Consider the following 14,704-nt stretch of genomic DNA (forward strand, 5'->3'; position numbering starts at 1 on the left):
CTCCATTCTTTGTATGCTTAATGGATAAGTTTTTCAAATTCCTTTTTCTTTTCTTCAAAAGCCTTGGTCGCTGCAGCGTATGATGACGCTTTCTCCGATTCTGCTTTCGCTTTATATTCCAAATACTTTGCATAAGCTGTACTTTTTGCAGATCCAACATCGCTTAATGCACTTTTAAAATAGGATACTAATGTATGTAATTCTTCATCCTTTTCATGACGTTTTTGTTCAAATTCAACTGCCGGAATTTTATTAGCTTCTAAGCCATTACTTTTACTCTCATACTCTCTCTTCGCTGATTCAGCCTCTTGAATGAATTGCTTTAACTCTCTTTCTTTATCTTTTAAATAATCATGTAAATCATCATACCGATCTCGTTTCCTCGCACTTTCTGTAAAACCAGACGCATTTAAAAAAGCATTGTACAATTCATCTAACATCTTTCTCCCCCTTTAGCACAATAACTATGTAGTTAAATTCGTATATTTAAACATGAATATTCATTACATTAAGAATTAACAAATAATTATTTTTACATATTGCTATTTTATCAAAGGGATTTTAACATTTCCATATTTTATGAATGGCTTTCGCATTTTTCTTCAATAAAGTGAAACTTTAATCAATATGACTATGTATTTATGTGCAGAAATAATAAAAAACACTGCCAGGCGCAGTGTTTTTTATTACTACCTTTTATCCAATTCATTCGTATTAAATCCTTGCTTGAGAGTAAGACCAGTTCTTTCTTATTTCACCAACAACTATTTCTGGATAATCCCAATGAAGCGTACGAGTAGGCTCCCGGACTCGTTTTACTATTCCTTAGGCTGTTTTATTTCTATATTCATTCCAATATTTTGGCTCAGTCGCTCTTAAAAGAACGATAGAAAAAGGATCTGATATGAATATCAGATCCTTAACTTTAATTTCTTAATACATACATCTTTTTACACGATAACTGGTTCATACGTGCTCAAATTATCATACTCAGTTTTTACAATACTAGGCGGAAGGTTAACACATCCTCAGATTCACCTTTTCTTGTAGCAGTGCATAATGTTTAATAAAATTAAAGCATATTTTTACTTACCAGACTTAATTTTTTCGTTATATTCTTCTAAAGTTAACCCTTTTTCTTTTAGATAAACGGCAACTTCTTTTCCTACATAACGATAGTGCCATGGCTCATACTTAATGCCAGTAATATTCTCTTTATCTTTTGGATAGCGGAGAGTAAACCCATATTCTGCAGCATTCTTATCTAACCATTTGAATGCATCGGTAGTTTCAAATTTTGCATTTAAATCTTCTACAGTATTTTGCCATTCAACTGAAATAATGTCTAACGCTAATCCAGTATGATGTTCACTTGCACCAGGATACTGAAGATATTCCAATGCCTTAGCACTAGCCTCTTTATCCGACAAACCTTGAGATTTATAGCTTTTAACTGAAGCATCATAATAAGTTTGTTGTAATTTTATAGCTCGATAACCTGATCTTAAATAAAGATTGATTCCCTCTTTTTTTGCAGCTGCTACCATATCCTGATAGGAAGTTGCAATTCTACTATCTATTTTCATATTTGGCTTCGCATTTTGGGTGATACTTGTTAATTCAATTCCTAGTTCCTTTGATAACATATGCTCTCTATTTACAAGGATAATTCTCCAATCATTAACATCAGAGATAGGTAAAACATCTTTTTTCTTCGCATGTATTTCATTTTTATTTTTATCGTTATTATTAGTAGTTGCCTGAGATGTTTGCTTTCCACTACAAGCAGCAAGACTCCATCCCATTGCTAATACCAATGCTAAAATTATAAATTTTTTAATTGTATCTCATTCCCTTTTTGTTTATTAGTCTTTATACCAATTTCCCAACACGTCTCTAGGAATCTCCTTGAAATCCTTCAAAGAAACGGGGCCGACAAATTTTTTAATTCCATGTTTTTTAGAATTTTCATCCGAATAATCTTTTAAAAATTGAATTTTAAATTGTTTCTTACCATCGGCATAGTCGGTTACTGTCGGTACGATTGCCGCTTGTCGTATACCAAAAGTTTTATCTTCATACTTAACAAATTGTACATAAGATAATCCTCCAACTAATGTTTCTAATTTTTCTTGCGCAGAAATAAGATTTCCAAGAGAATAATAGATTAGCGTTTCATGTCCATCTTTATTTTGTTTCCACTCAATTGGTTGAATTACATGTGGATGATTTCCAATTACTACATCTACACCTAGATCTGTTAAATATTGAGCAACTTCTTTTTGTTGCTTTGAAGGTGTTGAGGTATATTCTACTCCCCAATGCACCATAACAATCACCATATCAGAGCTACTCTTTGCCTTTTCCACATCATTTTGTATCGCTTTTTTATCAATTAAATTTAAAGCCCAAGACTTATCAGCTGGAATTTTAATTCCATTCGTACCATATGTATAATTTAATAACGCAAAACGAATACCATTTTTTGTAATCGTTTTTATTTCATTACGCTCGTTTTGACTCTCATTAATACCTAACGGGATAACATCCGGATATTTCTTCCAGTATTCTCTTGTATTCGCAACACCTTTAATACCCATATCCATAGCGTGATTTGTCGCTTGCGTCACTATATTGAATCCAGTGTCCACTAAAGATTGGCCTACTTCTTCAGGTGTATTGAAAGTTGGATATCCCTGTACTTTCAAATTATTTCCGGCAATCGGAGTCTCCTGGTTCACTATAGCAAGATCACTTGATTTAACAGCTTTTTTGATATTTTCATAAATATAATTATAATCATATGAACCGTCTTTTTGTTTGCCATCTTTAATTACTGCATCATGATATAAATTATCACCCGTTGCTATTAAATTCACAACCGATTGTACTTTTTTATCTTCCGTAAAATTAGGAGACTGTTGGATAGGACTTTTCTCTACCCAATTTGGTGCTTTTAATGATGTATCTATATTGGATTCAGCCGGTGGTAATGAAGCTTTAGATGTCTTAACATCTGTATTACCACAAGCGGTTAAAAGCACTAAAAAAATAAGACATACTAAAAAAAACTTTTTACTTCTCTGTAAAGTATCTAACATGTGATCCTCTTTTCTGTTTTATTCCTTATAACCAGTTCTAACAAATCATTCTTTAAAACAACGTATTTTGGTTTTACCCTTAATTATGGAAGGACACTCTGTTACACCTGCTTCGGAATATACTAATAATTGTTTTCCGCTTTCTAGCAATCTATCGATTCCATCAGAAGTGATAGGTTACTAGAAAAAGATGATCCATCAGGATGTCGACTAGTTTGATATACCTATTCCAATTGCAATAACTCGTTTAATATTTAAACAAGATAGGAGAATCGTTCATATAGCCTCTTCTCTCGCTTTATGTTTAAGGTGCCTCCAAAAAAGGGATCGTTGCTGTACCCCTTTGCATAGTGCGAAATTTTTGTAACTAATTTCTTTCATTCAAGCGACAAACATTATACCGATAACAATAAGTAAGACCCAAGAACTTATTTTACCAATATACGAAAAAAGTAGCAATCTTTTGTCCCATATAAAGAAGCCCATTAGGAGAAATGAACGAGAGATTCATTCTATTCAATTCCTTCATTGATTAATAAAAAAACAAGCCACCCAACTATTGGATGGCTCTATACTATAAAGAGAATTTGTTATTGGATTACTTCAATTTCCCTTCAAAAACAATCTTCCTACCGCACGGCTCAACTACTGTTTTGCCGTCTTTCTTTACTTCATGAAAGATTGGCTCTTCCATACGACGAGACGGAGCGTAGCCTTCTTGTTCCATACGTGCTAAGCAGTCTGTAATTGTTTCATTTTCAAGTACTTCAAATTTCTTTTTATTAGGTTGTTTTGTCATGCCCTAACCTACTTTCTATTTTTCTTGATGCAAATTGATTTTTCATGTAGACCATATATAACATTGCGAGAATTCCCATTATAATCATAACCGCAATAAAAAAGCTTGTATACTGTATTTTTTCTATAAATACGCCGCCTAATACAGGTCCCATAATACTTCCTAAACTAAAAGCGATTCCGGATAATATATTACCTGCAGGTAGTAAATGTCTCGGTAATAAATCAGTCATAAATCCAAGCCCTAAAGAGAAGCACGATCCAATAACCATACCCGCTAAAAGCATGCAGGCAAAGACGATCCAGTAATATTGATCAAATACGGCGGCAAGTAGAAAAATGCCCGTACTTATGCTAAACGTCCACGTTAATATACGGTCCCTTCCGTATTTATCACTCAATATACCGAGCGGAATTTGTGTAATAATACCCCCAACTGCAAATGCTGGTAATAAGAAGGATACATCTGAAACAGACCACCCTTTACGAAGTGCGTATACTGGTAAGTTACTGTTTAACATTGCTTCAAGTACGCCATATGCAAGTGGTCCTAGCAGTGCAATCCATCCTAATCCAACAACTTGTTTATAACGAGAAAATGATGATTCACTCTTCACTTCTCTTTCATCTTGCGCTGGGAATGCATTTTTTGTTGGAAGTAGTAAAAGCCAACCTATTAAACAAAGTAAAGTAGATATAATAAATGGCGTTGCAAGACCGTACTGCACAGTGCTTGCTAAATACGGGCCAACGGCAAAACCAATTCCGAAGAATACACCGTATATCGATACTTGTCTCCCTATTTTACTTGGGTCTGATGTTGTCGTGATCCACGTTTGTGTTCCGACATGAAGCATATGATCTCCGACTCCAACTAGAAATCTAAGGATAAACCATACCCAAAACGAAAATGTTTGTGTAAAAAAGAATAATGAAATAATAACGAGAAACCCACCTATAACAATAATCGGCTTCATTCCAAACCTTTGCATCGGTTTTTCAAGAAACGGCGAAATGACTAATATCCCAATGTACAATGCCGTCGCATGAATACCATTAATACTTGAACTAACCCCTTCTTGTTCAAAAATCATTGCAATGGCCGGTAAGAGCATTCCTTGTGATAAACCCGAGATTGCTACAATCCCAACCATAATCCAAAAAGTAAAACGCATTGACATCCCTTTCCCTCTCCTTCTCACGCTTCCACTTTTCATTATAAACTGTTTCTGCAAATGCGTGTACGAATATTCGCAATAAAAAACAAGCTAAAAGAATGAATCTTTTAGCTTGTTACCTTATCCTTCCCAAACTTGTGCTTTCACATTGTTATGAAATTGCTTAAAGTATGGATGTTTATAAAAAGCAGTTTCATATAAGTATTGCTGTGCGTTTGCGATTGGTGGCTGCGGATATTGCATTTGTAAAGGAACTACAGCTGGCGAAACTTGCATATACAGCGGGTTTATCATCATTTTTGTATATGCGTAATGATTATATGGCGAATAAGCGATGAAAAATGGTTGATGCATTGATAATCTCCCCTTTTACCTACAATGTTATAGTATATGCAATACCTTTCATTTCGGGGATTATTTCTGTTCTAACCAATTCTCTACATGTTTTATAAATACATCTAAACAATCAATAAACGGCGAGTGTCCGCAATCTTCTAATACCTTCAACTCTGCATTTGGCAAATGTTTCGCTAATTCCTCACCGACTACTTGGGGTACGACATAATCTCTATCACCTTGTATGACGAGTGTTGGCGCTTTAATACGATGAATTTGCTTACTTCCCTCTACAACCCCATTATGTTCATCTGAAATATTAAATGTAATGAGCGCATAATTCACATCTACGAAATTACGTTGCGTTAACATATCATCTAAATACTTTTCATAACGGTCCGGTTCAGGTTGGTTATGTGTATATATTAATAGATTCCATACTGTACGGTAATATAGTTTGTTCATATTTTTTATCGCGTCTAATACTGGAGCGATTTGTACTGGATCTTGTGCAATTTCTTCTTTCGTCTTTACTAAACTTGATACAATCGGCTGCCCATTCGTATCTTTTTTAAAGATTGGGTAACCTTTCATTCCTACTGATTCTACTAAAATTAACTTTTCTACAAAAGTTGGGTGATTCGCTGTAAATTGCATCGCAACGCCACCACCCATTGACCAGCCCATTAATGAGAATTTCTCTAGCTTTAACTCGTCGATAAATAATTTTACATCTTCTGCAAAGTCTTGTAATGAATCTATCGATTGATTATACGTTGATTGTCCAAATCCTCTTAAATCAAGAGCGTAAATATGATATTGATTTTGCAATTTTTCAATGACTAAATCCCAATGTTGTGACGATGTCATGTTCCCGTGAATGAGTACAAGAATATCTGTATTTCGCCTTCCAACTTCCTGATATGCAATCGTTTCTCCGTTCGATAGTGAAACAAACTCCATTGTTGCAGGCTTAATCATCACAAGTTCCCCCATTCTATTTAATAGAAAGAAAATTCTTTACTTAATTAAAGAATAGCACGTAGAATGTACGTTCGCAACATAAAACCTATAAGAATTTTTTACATAAATCAACATGTCTATTACTAGACAATTATTATAAAAAAGTATATAGTTAGCTAGGTAACTAATTTGAAAGGATCAAAATACATGGACGAAAAACAACATTTTTTTCACATCGTCAGCCAGACTTCTCGAAAGTTTACGAAGAAATTTAATGAACGTGTATCTCCAACAGGGTTATTTAGTGCGCAATGGGCTGTTATTTTCCGCATTAATCAAACTGGTTCTTGTACGCAAACAGAATTGTGCCAGTATTTAAATGTTGAATCACCAACGATGACTCGTACGTTAACACGTATGGAAACGATGGGATGGATTATTCGTACAGAAGGTAAAGATCGCCGTGAGAAGCTCATTTCTTTATCCGAAACAGCGATAAAGATGATTCCAATATGGCAAGAAGAAGTTGATACTTTCGAAGAAAAAACGCTAGAAGGTATTAACGAAGATGATTTACATCAAGCATTTCAAGTGTTACAACAAATTATTAAAAATTTAGATTAAATTGGAGGGATGACGATGCAAAGTGAGAAACTTTGGACGAAGGATTTCCTCGGAACTTGTTTTAGTAGTCTATTTCTCTTCTTAACATTTTACATGCTTATGACTACTCTGCCTGTCTATGTAATAGACGGCCTAAAAGGAAAACCTGAGGAAATTGGTTTAGTTGCAACTGTGTTTCTTATTTCTTCTGTTTTATGTAGACCATTCACAGGAAAATGGCTCGATGATTTAGGAAGAAAGAAAATATTATTTATTTCACTTTCATTATTTTTAGCCGCTACTGTTATGTATTTCGGTGCGCAAAGTTTATTCTTATTACTTGCCCTTCGCTTCTTACACGGTATTGGGTTCGGGATGGCAACGACAGCTACTGGTACGATCGTAACTGATGTTGCGCCAGCTCATCGACGAGGCGAAGCACTTGCATATTTCGGCGTATTTATGAGTCTGCCGATGGTAATTGGTCCTTTTTTAGGTTTAACAATTATTTCTCATTTTTCGTTTACTGTGTTATTTATCGTTTGTTCCGTATTTTCATTACTTGCATTTTTATTAGGACTACTTGTAGATATTCCACACGAAGCACCTGTTAGCAAACAAAAACGTGAAAAAATGAAATGGAAAGACTTAATCGAACCATCTTCTATTCCAATTGCACTTACAGGATTTGTTTTAGCCTTTTCTTATAGTGGTATTTTATCCTTTATTCCTATTTATGCGAAAGAACTCGGTTTAAGTGAAATTGCAAGTTACTTCTTTATTTTATACGCACTTGTTGTTGTCATTTCTCGTCCATTTACAGGAAAGATTTTTGATCGCTTCGGTGAAAATGTACTCGTTTACCCTGCTATCATTATTTTCACAATCGGAATGTTCATATTAAGCCAAGCACAAACTTCATTTTGGTTCCTTGGCGCAGGTATGCTAATCGGTTTAGGTTACGGAACATTAATTCCGAGTTTCCAAACGATTGCGATTTCTGCCGCTCCAAACCATAGACGTGGTTCTGCGACAGCTACGTATTTCTCATTCTTTGATAGTGGTATTGGCTTTGGTTCTTTCATTTTAGGTATTGTCGCAGCGAAATCCAGTTATCATAATATGTATTTTATCGCAGCTATTATCGTTGCGTTCACTTTACTTTTATATTATGGATTACACGGACGAAAACAAAAATTCAAGAAACAACCTACAGACGGAAAAATTTCCGCTTAACGTTAATAAGGAAAGTAAACTTCCCCGTTTACTTTCCTTATTTTGTATTTCTTTCAAGACGAGCGTATACTTATAGTAGAAATAAAAAGGAGGGCCATATATGAAACTAAAAAAATCTCCCCTACTCTTACTTATACTAACATTCATATTTGTAATTACAGGGCTTGGGTTTACTTACTTCAAACAAAATAAAACGACCCCATCAAAACATAATGTGACAAAAGAAAACTGGTTAAATGACCCTTACTTACGTTGGTCATATACTCATATGAAAGAATTCACTTTAGTTAATAACGTAAAAAACAATCCTGACCAAATTGCTCACTTCCCTTCCGCATTGCAAAACTTAGACGATTTTGCTGTGGAGCGTAGATTCGGAAATACAACTCCTCTAAAAAAACTTTTAGATGATAACAAAACAGATGCTTTTGTCGTTGTACATAATGGACAACTTGTTTACGAACGATATTTCAATGGGTATAAACAGAATGAACCTCATGGTATGGCATCATTAGCAAAAGTCTTTACCGGGGCAATTATACAATCTCTCGCTGAAGAAAAACGTATTGACTTAGAAAAAACAGCTGACACTTACATAAAAGAATTAAAAAACACACCGTTCGGTAATGCCACACTTCAGCAATTAATGGACATGCAAGTGTCAGCAGAATACCCGACCCACGGATATGAGCAGCCTGGGCTAGAAAATCAAGATGCACAATTATATTTAGCTAGCAATATTTTACCCCGCGGCAAAAACTACGACGGTCCGATGAAAATTTATGATATGTTACGAGAAGCCGAAGAAACTGCACCGCCTGGTTCTTCCTTTTCTTACAATAACGGATCAACAGAAACGCTCGCTTGGATTATTAAAACTATTACTGGTAAATCACTAGCTGAAAATGTAAGTGAACGAATTTGGTCTCAAATTGGTATGGAAAAAAACGCGTATTACGTTACAGATGAAACAAAAATAGAACAAGCTAGTGCTGGATTAAATGCAACTGCTAGAGATATGGCGAGATTTGGGCAATTACTATTAAACAACGGGGAATATAACGGAAAACAAATTCTCCCTTCTTCTATTACAGAAAGTGTAAAAAATGTCCAAGAAGGTGAACTTGCAATTGGCCCTGGAGCTTCTATTTCTTATCATAATCAATGGTGGATTCCGCACAATGAACAAGGTGCTTTTGAAGTGTTAGGTAGTTACGGACAAACACTTTACATCGATCCGAAAGCAAATATGGTAATCGTTCATTTCTCTTCTAACGCAACGCCAAGTAATGAAATACATTCGGTTTATTCAAATATGTATATTGATATTGCACATTATTTAGAAAAGCTTCCACAGTAGTGGAAGCTTTTTCTTGTTGGGATATTTTATTTATACTCCTACATATTAGAAGATACTGAAAGAATAACTGCTTAAAATACGCCTATCAAAATTTATATAAGCAGTTTACATGTTTAATTAAGTGTTTAACTAATACATCCACACCTTTTGGAGAATTCGTTAAAACACTTCCCTTACAAAGATTGTCTGTTCATATTGGTCGAAAATTTCTTCTATAGATGAAAATAAAGTTTCTTCCGGGATGATGAACTTTATTTTTTGACCATTTTTTAACATAAAGGAAATTGTTCCATTATCATTAAAACCTGTATGAAACGTTCCTCGTTTATTTAATACTACCTCTTCAATTGTATTTATTTCAATTGAAAAGTTATTCTTTAATTGCAAGAGTTCATGTACATCGCCAGTATGTATTTTTGTATCTATTTCAGTTTCTAAGTTTAATTGTTTTTTCTCAATTTTTTTGAACCAGAACAAAAACAATAGCTCTGAAATACCAGGTAATTGTTTTTTATAAGCATGTCGACTATGAAACTGTCCGCCAATCTTTATAAAATATATACAGTCACCTGTAATAAAAACTTTATAATACATATCTGCCGTAAACATTTTAGGCTTTAAAAGATAAAAACTTTTGATCATAATTCCCCCATCAATTTTAAATGTATTTGTATAAACATTTTTAGCTAGATTTATGCTAAAACATATTTCTCATGTAATACAACACTATTGTATTGAATCTCCTCTCCCTTTGCAACCGTTGCTTTGAAGCCAGCTAGTAACCTTTCTCTATACTATCCCTATAAGTGCTACCCCATTTCCAACCGTTTTCTTCTAGTATATTAAAAGCAGAATCTGATACAAGGCTCTATATCAACCTATCAATAAATTATCATCCTATAAATATCTGAATTTTCTTTATATTAGAGGTTATCTCCTAAACAACCTCGAATAATTGTAATACATATACATAAGGAGGCTGATCTATTTTGTTTCGTTCCTTTACAAATGGTTGCGTCGCCTTAGTGCAACGCTTCTTGCCAGAACCGTTTATTTTATCATGTTTACTAACTGTTTTCGTTATCTTCTTTGGTATGTTTGCGACTCACCAAACCCCTGTAGAAATGATTAATCACTGGGGTAATGGAATTTGGGGACTCCTCGCCTTTTCTATGCAAATGGCACTTGTACTCGTGACTGGATCTGCTTTAGCAAATGCTCCTCTTATAAAAAAAGGATTAACGAAAGCTGCCAGACTACCAAAAACGAATGGACAAGGCATTATTGCCATTTCAATTGTAAGTTTACTTGGTGCATACATAAACTGGGGCTTTGGAATTGTTGTATCTGTTTTATACGCAAAAGAAGTGGCAAGGCAGCTGGACGGATTAGATTATAGACTAGCAATCGCCTCTTCTTACTCTGGGTTTCTCATTTGGCATGCCGGTCTTTCAGCCTCTATCCCTCTTACGTTAGCAACAGGCGGTGAAACGTTAATTAAAACGACTGCTGGAAGTATTAAAGAGGCGATTCCAATAACAGAAACGTTATTCTCACCATACGCTCTCGTTCCAGTTATTATTTTTCTCGTTACGATGCCTCTCATTAATAAAGCGATGCATCCAGATGAAAAACATACGATTACAGTAGATCCTAGCGTGTTCCATGAAGAAGCCGCTGCTCAAGAAGTAGAAAAAAATACGTTCGCTGAAAAGATGGAAAATAGCATTATTATTACACTTTGCGTTGGATTGTTAGGTCTCATTTATATTTTCAATTACTTTTATACGAAAGGTTTTAACCTTACTCTCGATATCGTGATTTTTATGTTATTAATTGCAGGTCTTATTTTCCACCGTACTCCGATTCAGTATATTCGCGCTTTTTCAGACTCTACGAAAAGTGCTTCTGGCATTTTACTTCAATTTCCGTTTTACGCAGGAATTATGGGCATGATGATTGGAGCAAATAGTGAAGGACTTTCACTTGGAGGAGCTATTTCTAATTTCTTTATTAGCATTTCAAATGAAACGACTTTTCCGCTCTTTACATTTTTAAGTGCTGGCATTGTTAACATTTTCGTTCCATCTGGCGGCGGTCAATGGGCTGTGCAAGCACCAATTATGATTCCAGCTGGCGCTGAACTTGGTGTACCTGCTGCAAAAACAGCAATGGCAATTGCATGGGGCGATGCTTGGACGAATTTAATTCAACCTTTCTGGGCATTACCAGCATTAGCGATAGCTGGTTTAGGTGCTCGTGACATTATGGGATTTTGTGTTGTGAACTTACTATATGCGGGTTTTATCATTAGTCTATGTTTCTTATTTATTTAAACAAAAAGCTAGTTTTATACTAGCTTTTTTACATAATAAATCACTTATTTCCCATGCAATTTATAATCTTCTTCCACTCTACTCTACCTCCGTAAGATGTAATGACTCAAATGCAAAAAAATCTTCACACACTTTTTCAATTAAATGTGGATTTTCCCTCAAAAAATTCCACTGTAATACTTTAGGAAGAAAATGCATTTCATATTCTTTACTTCCCTGTACTACCTCATCTACTTCTCTTTCACAAATTCCTCTTATCAAGTAGTCATTTCTTAACTCTATTTGAATTTGCTGAAATGTTTTACTACATTTTTTCAATTGAAGTAAACACGTAACATACTTCCGAAAAAGTTCGCCATCATACTGAACACAGTTTATAATACGGTCGACTTCATTCATAATGTACGAGCCTTTTCTTCTCTTCATTAAATACGAGGACTGGATCAAATTGTTCTTTGTATAAATCAAGCAGCGTAACTGAATGATTTGTTTCCGGTAGTCCTTTTTGCACATGATTGAAAATCGCCGCGTTAAAACTTGAAGGATTAGGATGAGCGTATACAATTAGTACGTTCACTACATAACAACTCCCTCTATACATTAAAGTTTCTCCTTCTTTAACATCTTCTCTACAATTTGCACGTTTTTCGAACTTTGCAATAATCGATTTAATAATATAAGTAACTCTTCTTTTTCTAAATCTTTCAGTTTCTCTTTAACTGCACTCTCACCAGCACCTTGAATATCATAAACAACTGCCGCCATATGCTTACAAAGATTCTCATATGGACATTCGCAGCTACTTTCTGAAAAATCTTCGAGATCGATAACTACTTCATAATTTCCGGCATTTCCAGTAACGAAAGCAAACACTTTTTTATCATGTATTTCAACATCTTCTACATGTCCATCTTCATAATATTCATATCCCTTATCTACAATGTACTTTGGGATCCATTTCGTTATATCTTTTAATAAGTAAGCGTACATAATTGTACCCCTTCCTTTAATTCCCTTTTGACTTCAAAAATCCTGTATGTTATTCTAATAACTGTCAAATAGCAAGTCTATATGACAAAACGACTGACACCTATTCGGCGAAGGTGTCTCTTTTCATTTGCAGCCGATATGAATTGCCTCTTTCAGGCACATTCAATTTTTGACACTACACACTCAACACCATTCCCTGTATCAGGCTGCTTTAGCAGTCTTTTACTCTACATACTCCGTTATTTTAAGAAAAAAAGAGAGCTTAGCTCCCTTTTCTCGCCTTATACAATACCCCTTTTTCAGCATAGAGATATTCATCAGCTAATGTAATTTTCCCATCCAGTTTTAGTTCATCTAATAATCTTGATAAATAAAATTGATGCAACATCTTTTTCGTGAATTTTCCTTCATGATGCGAAACGATATGTTCTTGAATATCTAACAATGATATCGGCTTATCTTGCTCTATCATATATTCATAAACTGTACTACGCAGTTTTACGTATTTTTCGAGTGTCACAGTAATGCGCAACCCCTTTCTTCTTAATATAAATTTTCGTAATCGGTTTTTTTGCAATAAAAAAACCTCTCCGATAAGAAGAAGTTACGTATATATCTTCGTCTTATCTCCCAGAACAAATATGTTCTGCTGGAATTAGCACCTGCATCGCGGTTGCTGGGTTTCATCGGGCCAGTCCCTCCACCTCTCTGGATAAGAAAATATTCACTTAATTCTTACTATACGTAATTCCACTTTAATTGTCAAATAAATATAACAAATTATATTTTCTTCCTTACTGTTCATACTACCCATATACGAACACGCAAGGAGGATTATGAAATGCATCAAAATGCTCGCGGATATGTACAAGATTCTTTTCAATCATTACAAGAAGCTAAAAATTGTTTAGAAGAAGCGCTCGAAACAGTTGAAAAAGATTTTAATCGCGCTCGTATTGAACAATCACTTTATGCTGTTGAACAAGCTATTCAACGTTGCGAGTACACCGTTCACATTTTAGAAAAAGATTAAAAACTTCCCATCAATTGATGGGAAGTTTTTTCAAATGGCATACTTCATAATTATTGCCGTTATGATTAAAAAATATACAGAATTAGCAATTTCTAAAATTCCTACTTTTATAATAGAAATTTTTTTGCCATACAACACAATTGCTCGAATGGCACTTGGTATAAAAATAAGAGAACACCACGGATTAATCACAAATATGATTATTGTTAATACGATATGATATCCCCAAGATATAAGACGATACTTCGGGTTATTTTTTTCACGAATCATCGTTTTCACATAGAACGTACTACCTAAAAAGTATAAAAATGAAATAAGTGCAATGAATAATGCTGTATGATCGATTTGCTTCATTGAAAAGTAATAACTAATTAATCCACCGATACAAAACACAATAATCGCACAAATATCATTTAATAGTGCTCTTTCATTTTTTTGACGTGCGTAATACATATTCACTATAAATAATGGAATCATTACTATTACGAATAAAAGAATTCGCCACTCATATAATAAAGAAATCATCCCAAATAGGAACGCAATGCTGAAATAAACAATGGCAGCTTGTAAAAACTCTTTTTTTCGTCTTTGCTTTATGTACGTAAGAAATGGATACGTGGCTAAATAGATAAAAAACCACGCTAAAAACAATGGAATATGATAAATAGTAGGTTTCCCAAGTATGACACTTAATAAAAAAGGAATAACAAGCATAGCCCATGCACCATGTTGCTTTGGAATAACTAACTTCATTAACTATACACCTCACT

General features: G+C 34.4%; 16 protein-coding genes, 2 pseudogenes and 1 riboswitch. Of the genes and pseudogenes, 5 read left to right on the top strand and 13 right to left on the bottom strand.

All coding sequences use genetic code 11. The features are described 5' to 3' along the window. Positions 1 to 17 precede the first annotated feature (17 nt). The 7 genes from BHV55_RS16300 to phaZ all read right to left on the bottom strand — a co-directional run bounded on the left by BHV55_RS16300 (position 18) and on the right by phaZ (position 6,394). Positions 18 to 440 (bottom strand): hypothetical protein, encoded by a 423-nt coding sequence (locus tag BHV55_RS16300; protein WP_070756763.1) that lies wholly within the window; start codon positions 438 to 440, stop codon positions 18 to 20. 645 nt (positions 441 to 1,085) lie between these two features. Then, on the bottom strand, positions 1,086 to 1,817 hold the full coding sequence (locus tag BHV55_RS16305; protein ID WP_000241986.1) for a M15 family metallopeptidase: 732 nt from the start codon (positions 1,815 to 1,817) through the stop codon (positions 1,086 to 1,088). 48 nt (positions 1,818 to 1,865) lie between these two features. Next, on the bottom strand, positions 1,866 to 3,101 hold the full coding sequence (locus BHV55_RS16310) for a CapA family protein (protein WP_048568386.1): 1,236 nt from the start codon (positions 3,099 to 3,101) through the stop codon (positions 1,866 to 1,868). 598 nt (positions 3,102 to 3,699) lie between these two features. Beyond that, positions 3,700 to 3,900 (bottom strand): NETI motif-containing protein, encoded by a 201-nt coding sequence (locus tag BHV55_RS16315; protein ID WP_000166303.1) that lies wholly within the window; start codon positions 3,898 to 3,900, stop codon positions 3,700 to 3,702. Next, the gene (locus tag BHV55_RS16320; RefSeq protein ID WP_000062802.1) at positions 3,884 to 5,080 is read right to left on the bottom strand and encodes an MFS transporter; all 1,197 of its coding nucleotides are present in this window, start codon (positions 5,078 to 5,080) and stop codon (positions 3,884 to 3,886) included. Before BHV55_RS16320 ends, BHV55_RS16315 begins: the two co-directional genes overlap by 17 nt. Before the next feature lie 117 nt (positions 5,081 to 5,197). Further along, positions 5,198 to 5,431: a hypothetical protein gene (locus BHV55_RS16325; RefSeq protein ID WP_000554161.1), complete on the bottom strand. Its 234-nt coding sequence runs from the start codon at positions 5,429 to 5,431 to the stop codon at positions 5,198 to 5,200. Positions 5,432 to 5,491: 60 nt separating this feature from the next. Beyond that, on the bottom strand, positions 5,492 to 6,394 hold the full coding sequence (gene phaZ / locus BHV55_RS16330; protein ID WP_000594888.1) for an intracellular short-chain-length polyhydroxyalkanoate depolymerase: 903 nt from the start codon (positions 6,392 to 6,394) through the stop codon (positions 5,492 to 5,494). 189 nt (positions 6,395 to 6,583) lie between these two features. Here phaZ and BHV55_RS16335 point away from each other — a divergent pair, with 189 nt between their 5' ends. The 3 genes from BHV55_RS16335 to BHV55_RS16345 all read left to right on the top strand — a co-directional run bounded on the left by BHV55_RS16335 (position 6,584) and on the right by BHV55_RS16345 (position 9,575). After that, on the top strand, positions 6,584 to 7,000 hold the full coding sequence (locus tag BHV55_RS16335; RefSeq protein ID WP_000343675.1) for a MarR family winged helix-turn-helix transcriptional regulator: 417 nt from the start codon (positions 6,584 to 6,586) through the stop codon (positions 6,998 to 7,000). A 15-nt stretch (positions 7,001 to 7,015) separates the two neighbouring features. Continuing rightward, on the top strand, positions 7,016 to 8,215 hold the full coding sequence (locus BHV55_RS16340) for an MFS transporter (RefSeq protein ID WP_001190318.1): 1,200 nt from the start codon (positions 7,016 to 7,018) through the stop codon (positions 8,213 to 8,215). 100 nt (positions 8,216 to 8,315) lie between these two features. Further along, positions 8,316 to 9,575 (top strand): serine hydrolase domain-containing protein, encoded by a 1,260-nt coding sequence (locus tag BHV55_RS16345; RefSeq protein WP_070756765.1) that lies wholly within the window; start codon positions 8,316 to 8,318, stop codon positions 9,573 to 9,575. 159 nt (positions 9,576 to 9,734) lie between these two features. Here the strand turns inward: BHV55_RS16345 and BHV55_RS16350 are convergent, their stop codons facing one another. Beyond that, positions 9,735 to 10,217 carry a hypothetical protein gene (locus tag BHV55_RS16350; RefSeq protein WP_000597311.1) on the bottom strand — a complete coding sequence of 161 codons (483 nt, stop codon included), beginning with the start codon at positions 10,215 to 10,217 and terminating at the stop codon, positions 9,735 to 9,737. Positions 10,218 to 10,564: 347 nt separating this feature from the next. Here BHV55_RS16350 and BHV55_RS16355 point away from each other — a divergent pair, with 347 nt between their 5' ends. After that, positions 10,565 to 11,911 (top strand): short-chain fatty acid transporter, encoded by a 1,347-nt coding sequence (locus BHV55_RS16355; protein ID WP_000490013.1) that lies wholly within the window; start codon positions 10,565 to 10,567, stop codon positions 11,909 to 11,911. 40 nt (positions 11,912 to 11,951) lie between these two features. Here the strand turns inward: BHV55_RS16355 and BHV55_RS16360 are convergent. The 4 genes and pseudogenes from BHV55_RS16360 to BHV55_RS16375 all read right to left on the bottom strand — a co-directional run bounded on the left by BHV55_RS16360 (position 11,952) and on the right by BHV55_RS16375 (position 13,421). Next, a pseudogene (locus tag BHV55_RS16360) lies at positions 11,952 to 12,310 on the bottom strand (group-specific protein). A 10-nt stretch (positions 12,311 to 12,320) separates the two neighbouring features. After that, a pseudogene (locus tag BHV55_RS16365) lies at positions 12,321 to 12,488 on the bottom strand (NAD(P)H-dependent oxidoreductase); the annotation flags it as partial. Positions 12,489 to 12,511: 23 nt separating this feature from the next. Beyond that, the gene (locus BHV55_RS16370; RefSeq protein WP_000271521.1) at positions 12,512 to 12,901 is read right to left on the bottom strand and encodes an SWIM zinc finger family protein; all 390 of its coding nucleotides are present in this window, start codon (positions 12,899 to 12,901) and stop codon (positions 12,512 to 12,514) included. A 262-nt stretch (positions 12,902 to 13,163) separates the two neighbouring features. Beyond that, positions 13,164 to 13,421 carry a hypothetical protein gene (locus tag BHV55_RS16375; protein ID WP_000171476.1) on the bottom strand — a complete coding sequence of 86 codons (258 nt, stop codon included), beginning with the start codon at positions 13,419 to 13,421 and terminating at the stop codon, positions 13,164 to 13,166. A gap of 100 nt (positions 13,422 to 13,521) precedes the next feature. After that, a riboswitch (SAM riboswitch) is annotated at positions 13,522 to 13,620 on the bottom strand. 122 nt (positions 13,621 to 13,742) lie between these two features. Between BHV55_RS16375 and BHV55_RS16380 the strand changes: the two genes are divergently transcribed. Then, positions 13,743 to 13,934 (top strand): hypothetical protein, encoded by a 192-nt coding sequence (locus BHV55_RS16380; protein ID WP_000554032.1) that lies wholly within the window; start codon positions 13,743 to 13,745, stop codon positions 13,932 to 13,934. 30 nt (positions 13,935 to 13,964) lie between these two features. Here the strand turns inward: BHV55_RS16380 and BHV55_RS16385 are convergent, their stop codons facing one another. Continuing rightward, positions 13,965 to 14,687, bottom strand: a complete 723-nt coding sequence (locus BHV55_RS16385) for a YwiC-like family protein (protein ID WP_070756767.1) — start codon at positions 14,685 to 14,687, stop codon at positions 13,965 to 13,967. Positions 14,688 to 14,704: the final 17 nt, after the last annotated feature.

Origin of the sequence: Bacillus sp. RZ2MS9 (genome assembly GCF_001816185.2) — a bacterium.
Taxonomy (GTDB): Bacteria; Bacillota; Bacilli; order Bacillales; family Bacillaceae_G; genus Bacillus_A; species Bacillus_A cereus.

Coding starts and splice junctions, on each gene's coding strand:
- BHV55_RS16300 (WP_070756763.1), bottom strand. CDS start 440: ATGTTAGATGAATTGTACAATGCTTTTTTAAATGCGTCTGGTTTTACA.
- BHV55_RS16310 (WP_048568386.1), bottom strand. CDS start 3,101: ATGTTAGATACTTTACAGAGAAGTAAAAAGTTTTTTTTAGTATGTCTT.
- BHV55_RS16315 (WP_000166303.1), bottom strand. CDS start 3,900: ATGACAAAACAACCTAATAAAAAGAAATTTGAAGTACTTGAAAATGAA.
- BHV55_RS16320 (WP_000062802.1), bottom strand. CDS start 5,080: ATGTCAATGCGTTTTACTTTTTGGATTATGGTTGGGATTGTAGCAATC.
- BHV55_RS16325 (WP_000554161.1), bottom strand. CDS start 5,431: ATGCATCAACCATTTTTCATCGCTTATTCGCCATATAATCATTACGCA.
- phaZ (WP_000594888.1), bottom strand. CDS start 6,394: ATGATTAAGCCTGCAACAATGGAGTTTGTTTCACTATCGAACGGAGAA.
- BHV55_RS16335 (WP_000343675.1), top strand. CDS start 6,584: ATGGACGAAAAACAACATTTTTTTCACATCGTCAGCCAGACTTCTCGA.
- BHV55_RS16340 (WP_001190318.1), top strand. CDS start 7,016: ATGCAAAGTGAGAAACTTTGGACGAAGGATTTCCTCGGAACTTGTTTT.
- BHV55_RS16345 (WP_070756765.1), top strand. CDS start 8,316: ATGAAACTAAAAAAATCTCCCCTACTCTTACTTATACTAACATTCATA.
- BHV55_RS16350 (WP_000597311.1), bottom strand. CDS start 10,217: ATGATCAAAAGTTTTTATCTTTTAAAGCCTAAAATGTTTACGGCAGAT.
- BHV55_RS16370 (WP_000271521.1), bottom strand. CDS start 12,901: ATGTACGCTTACTTATTAAAAGATATAACGAAATGGATCCCAAAGTAC.
- BHV55_RS16380 (WP_000554032.1), top strand. CDS start 13,743: ATGCATCAAAATGCTCGCGGATATGTACAAGATTCTTTTCAATCATTA.
- BHV55_RS16385 (WP_070756767.1), bottom strand. CDS start 14,687: ATGAAGTTAGTTATTCCAAAGCAACATGGTGCATGGGCTATGCTTGTT.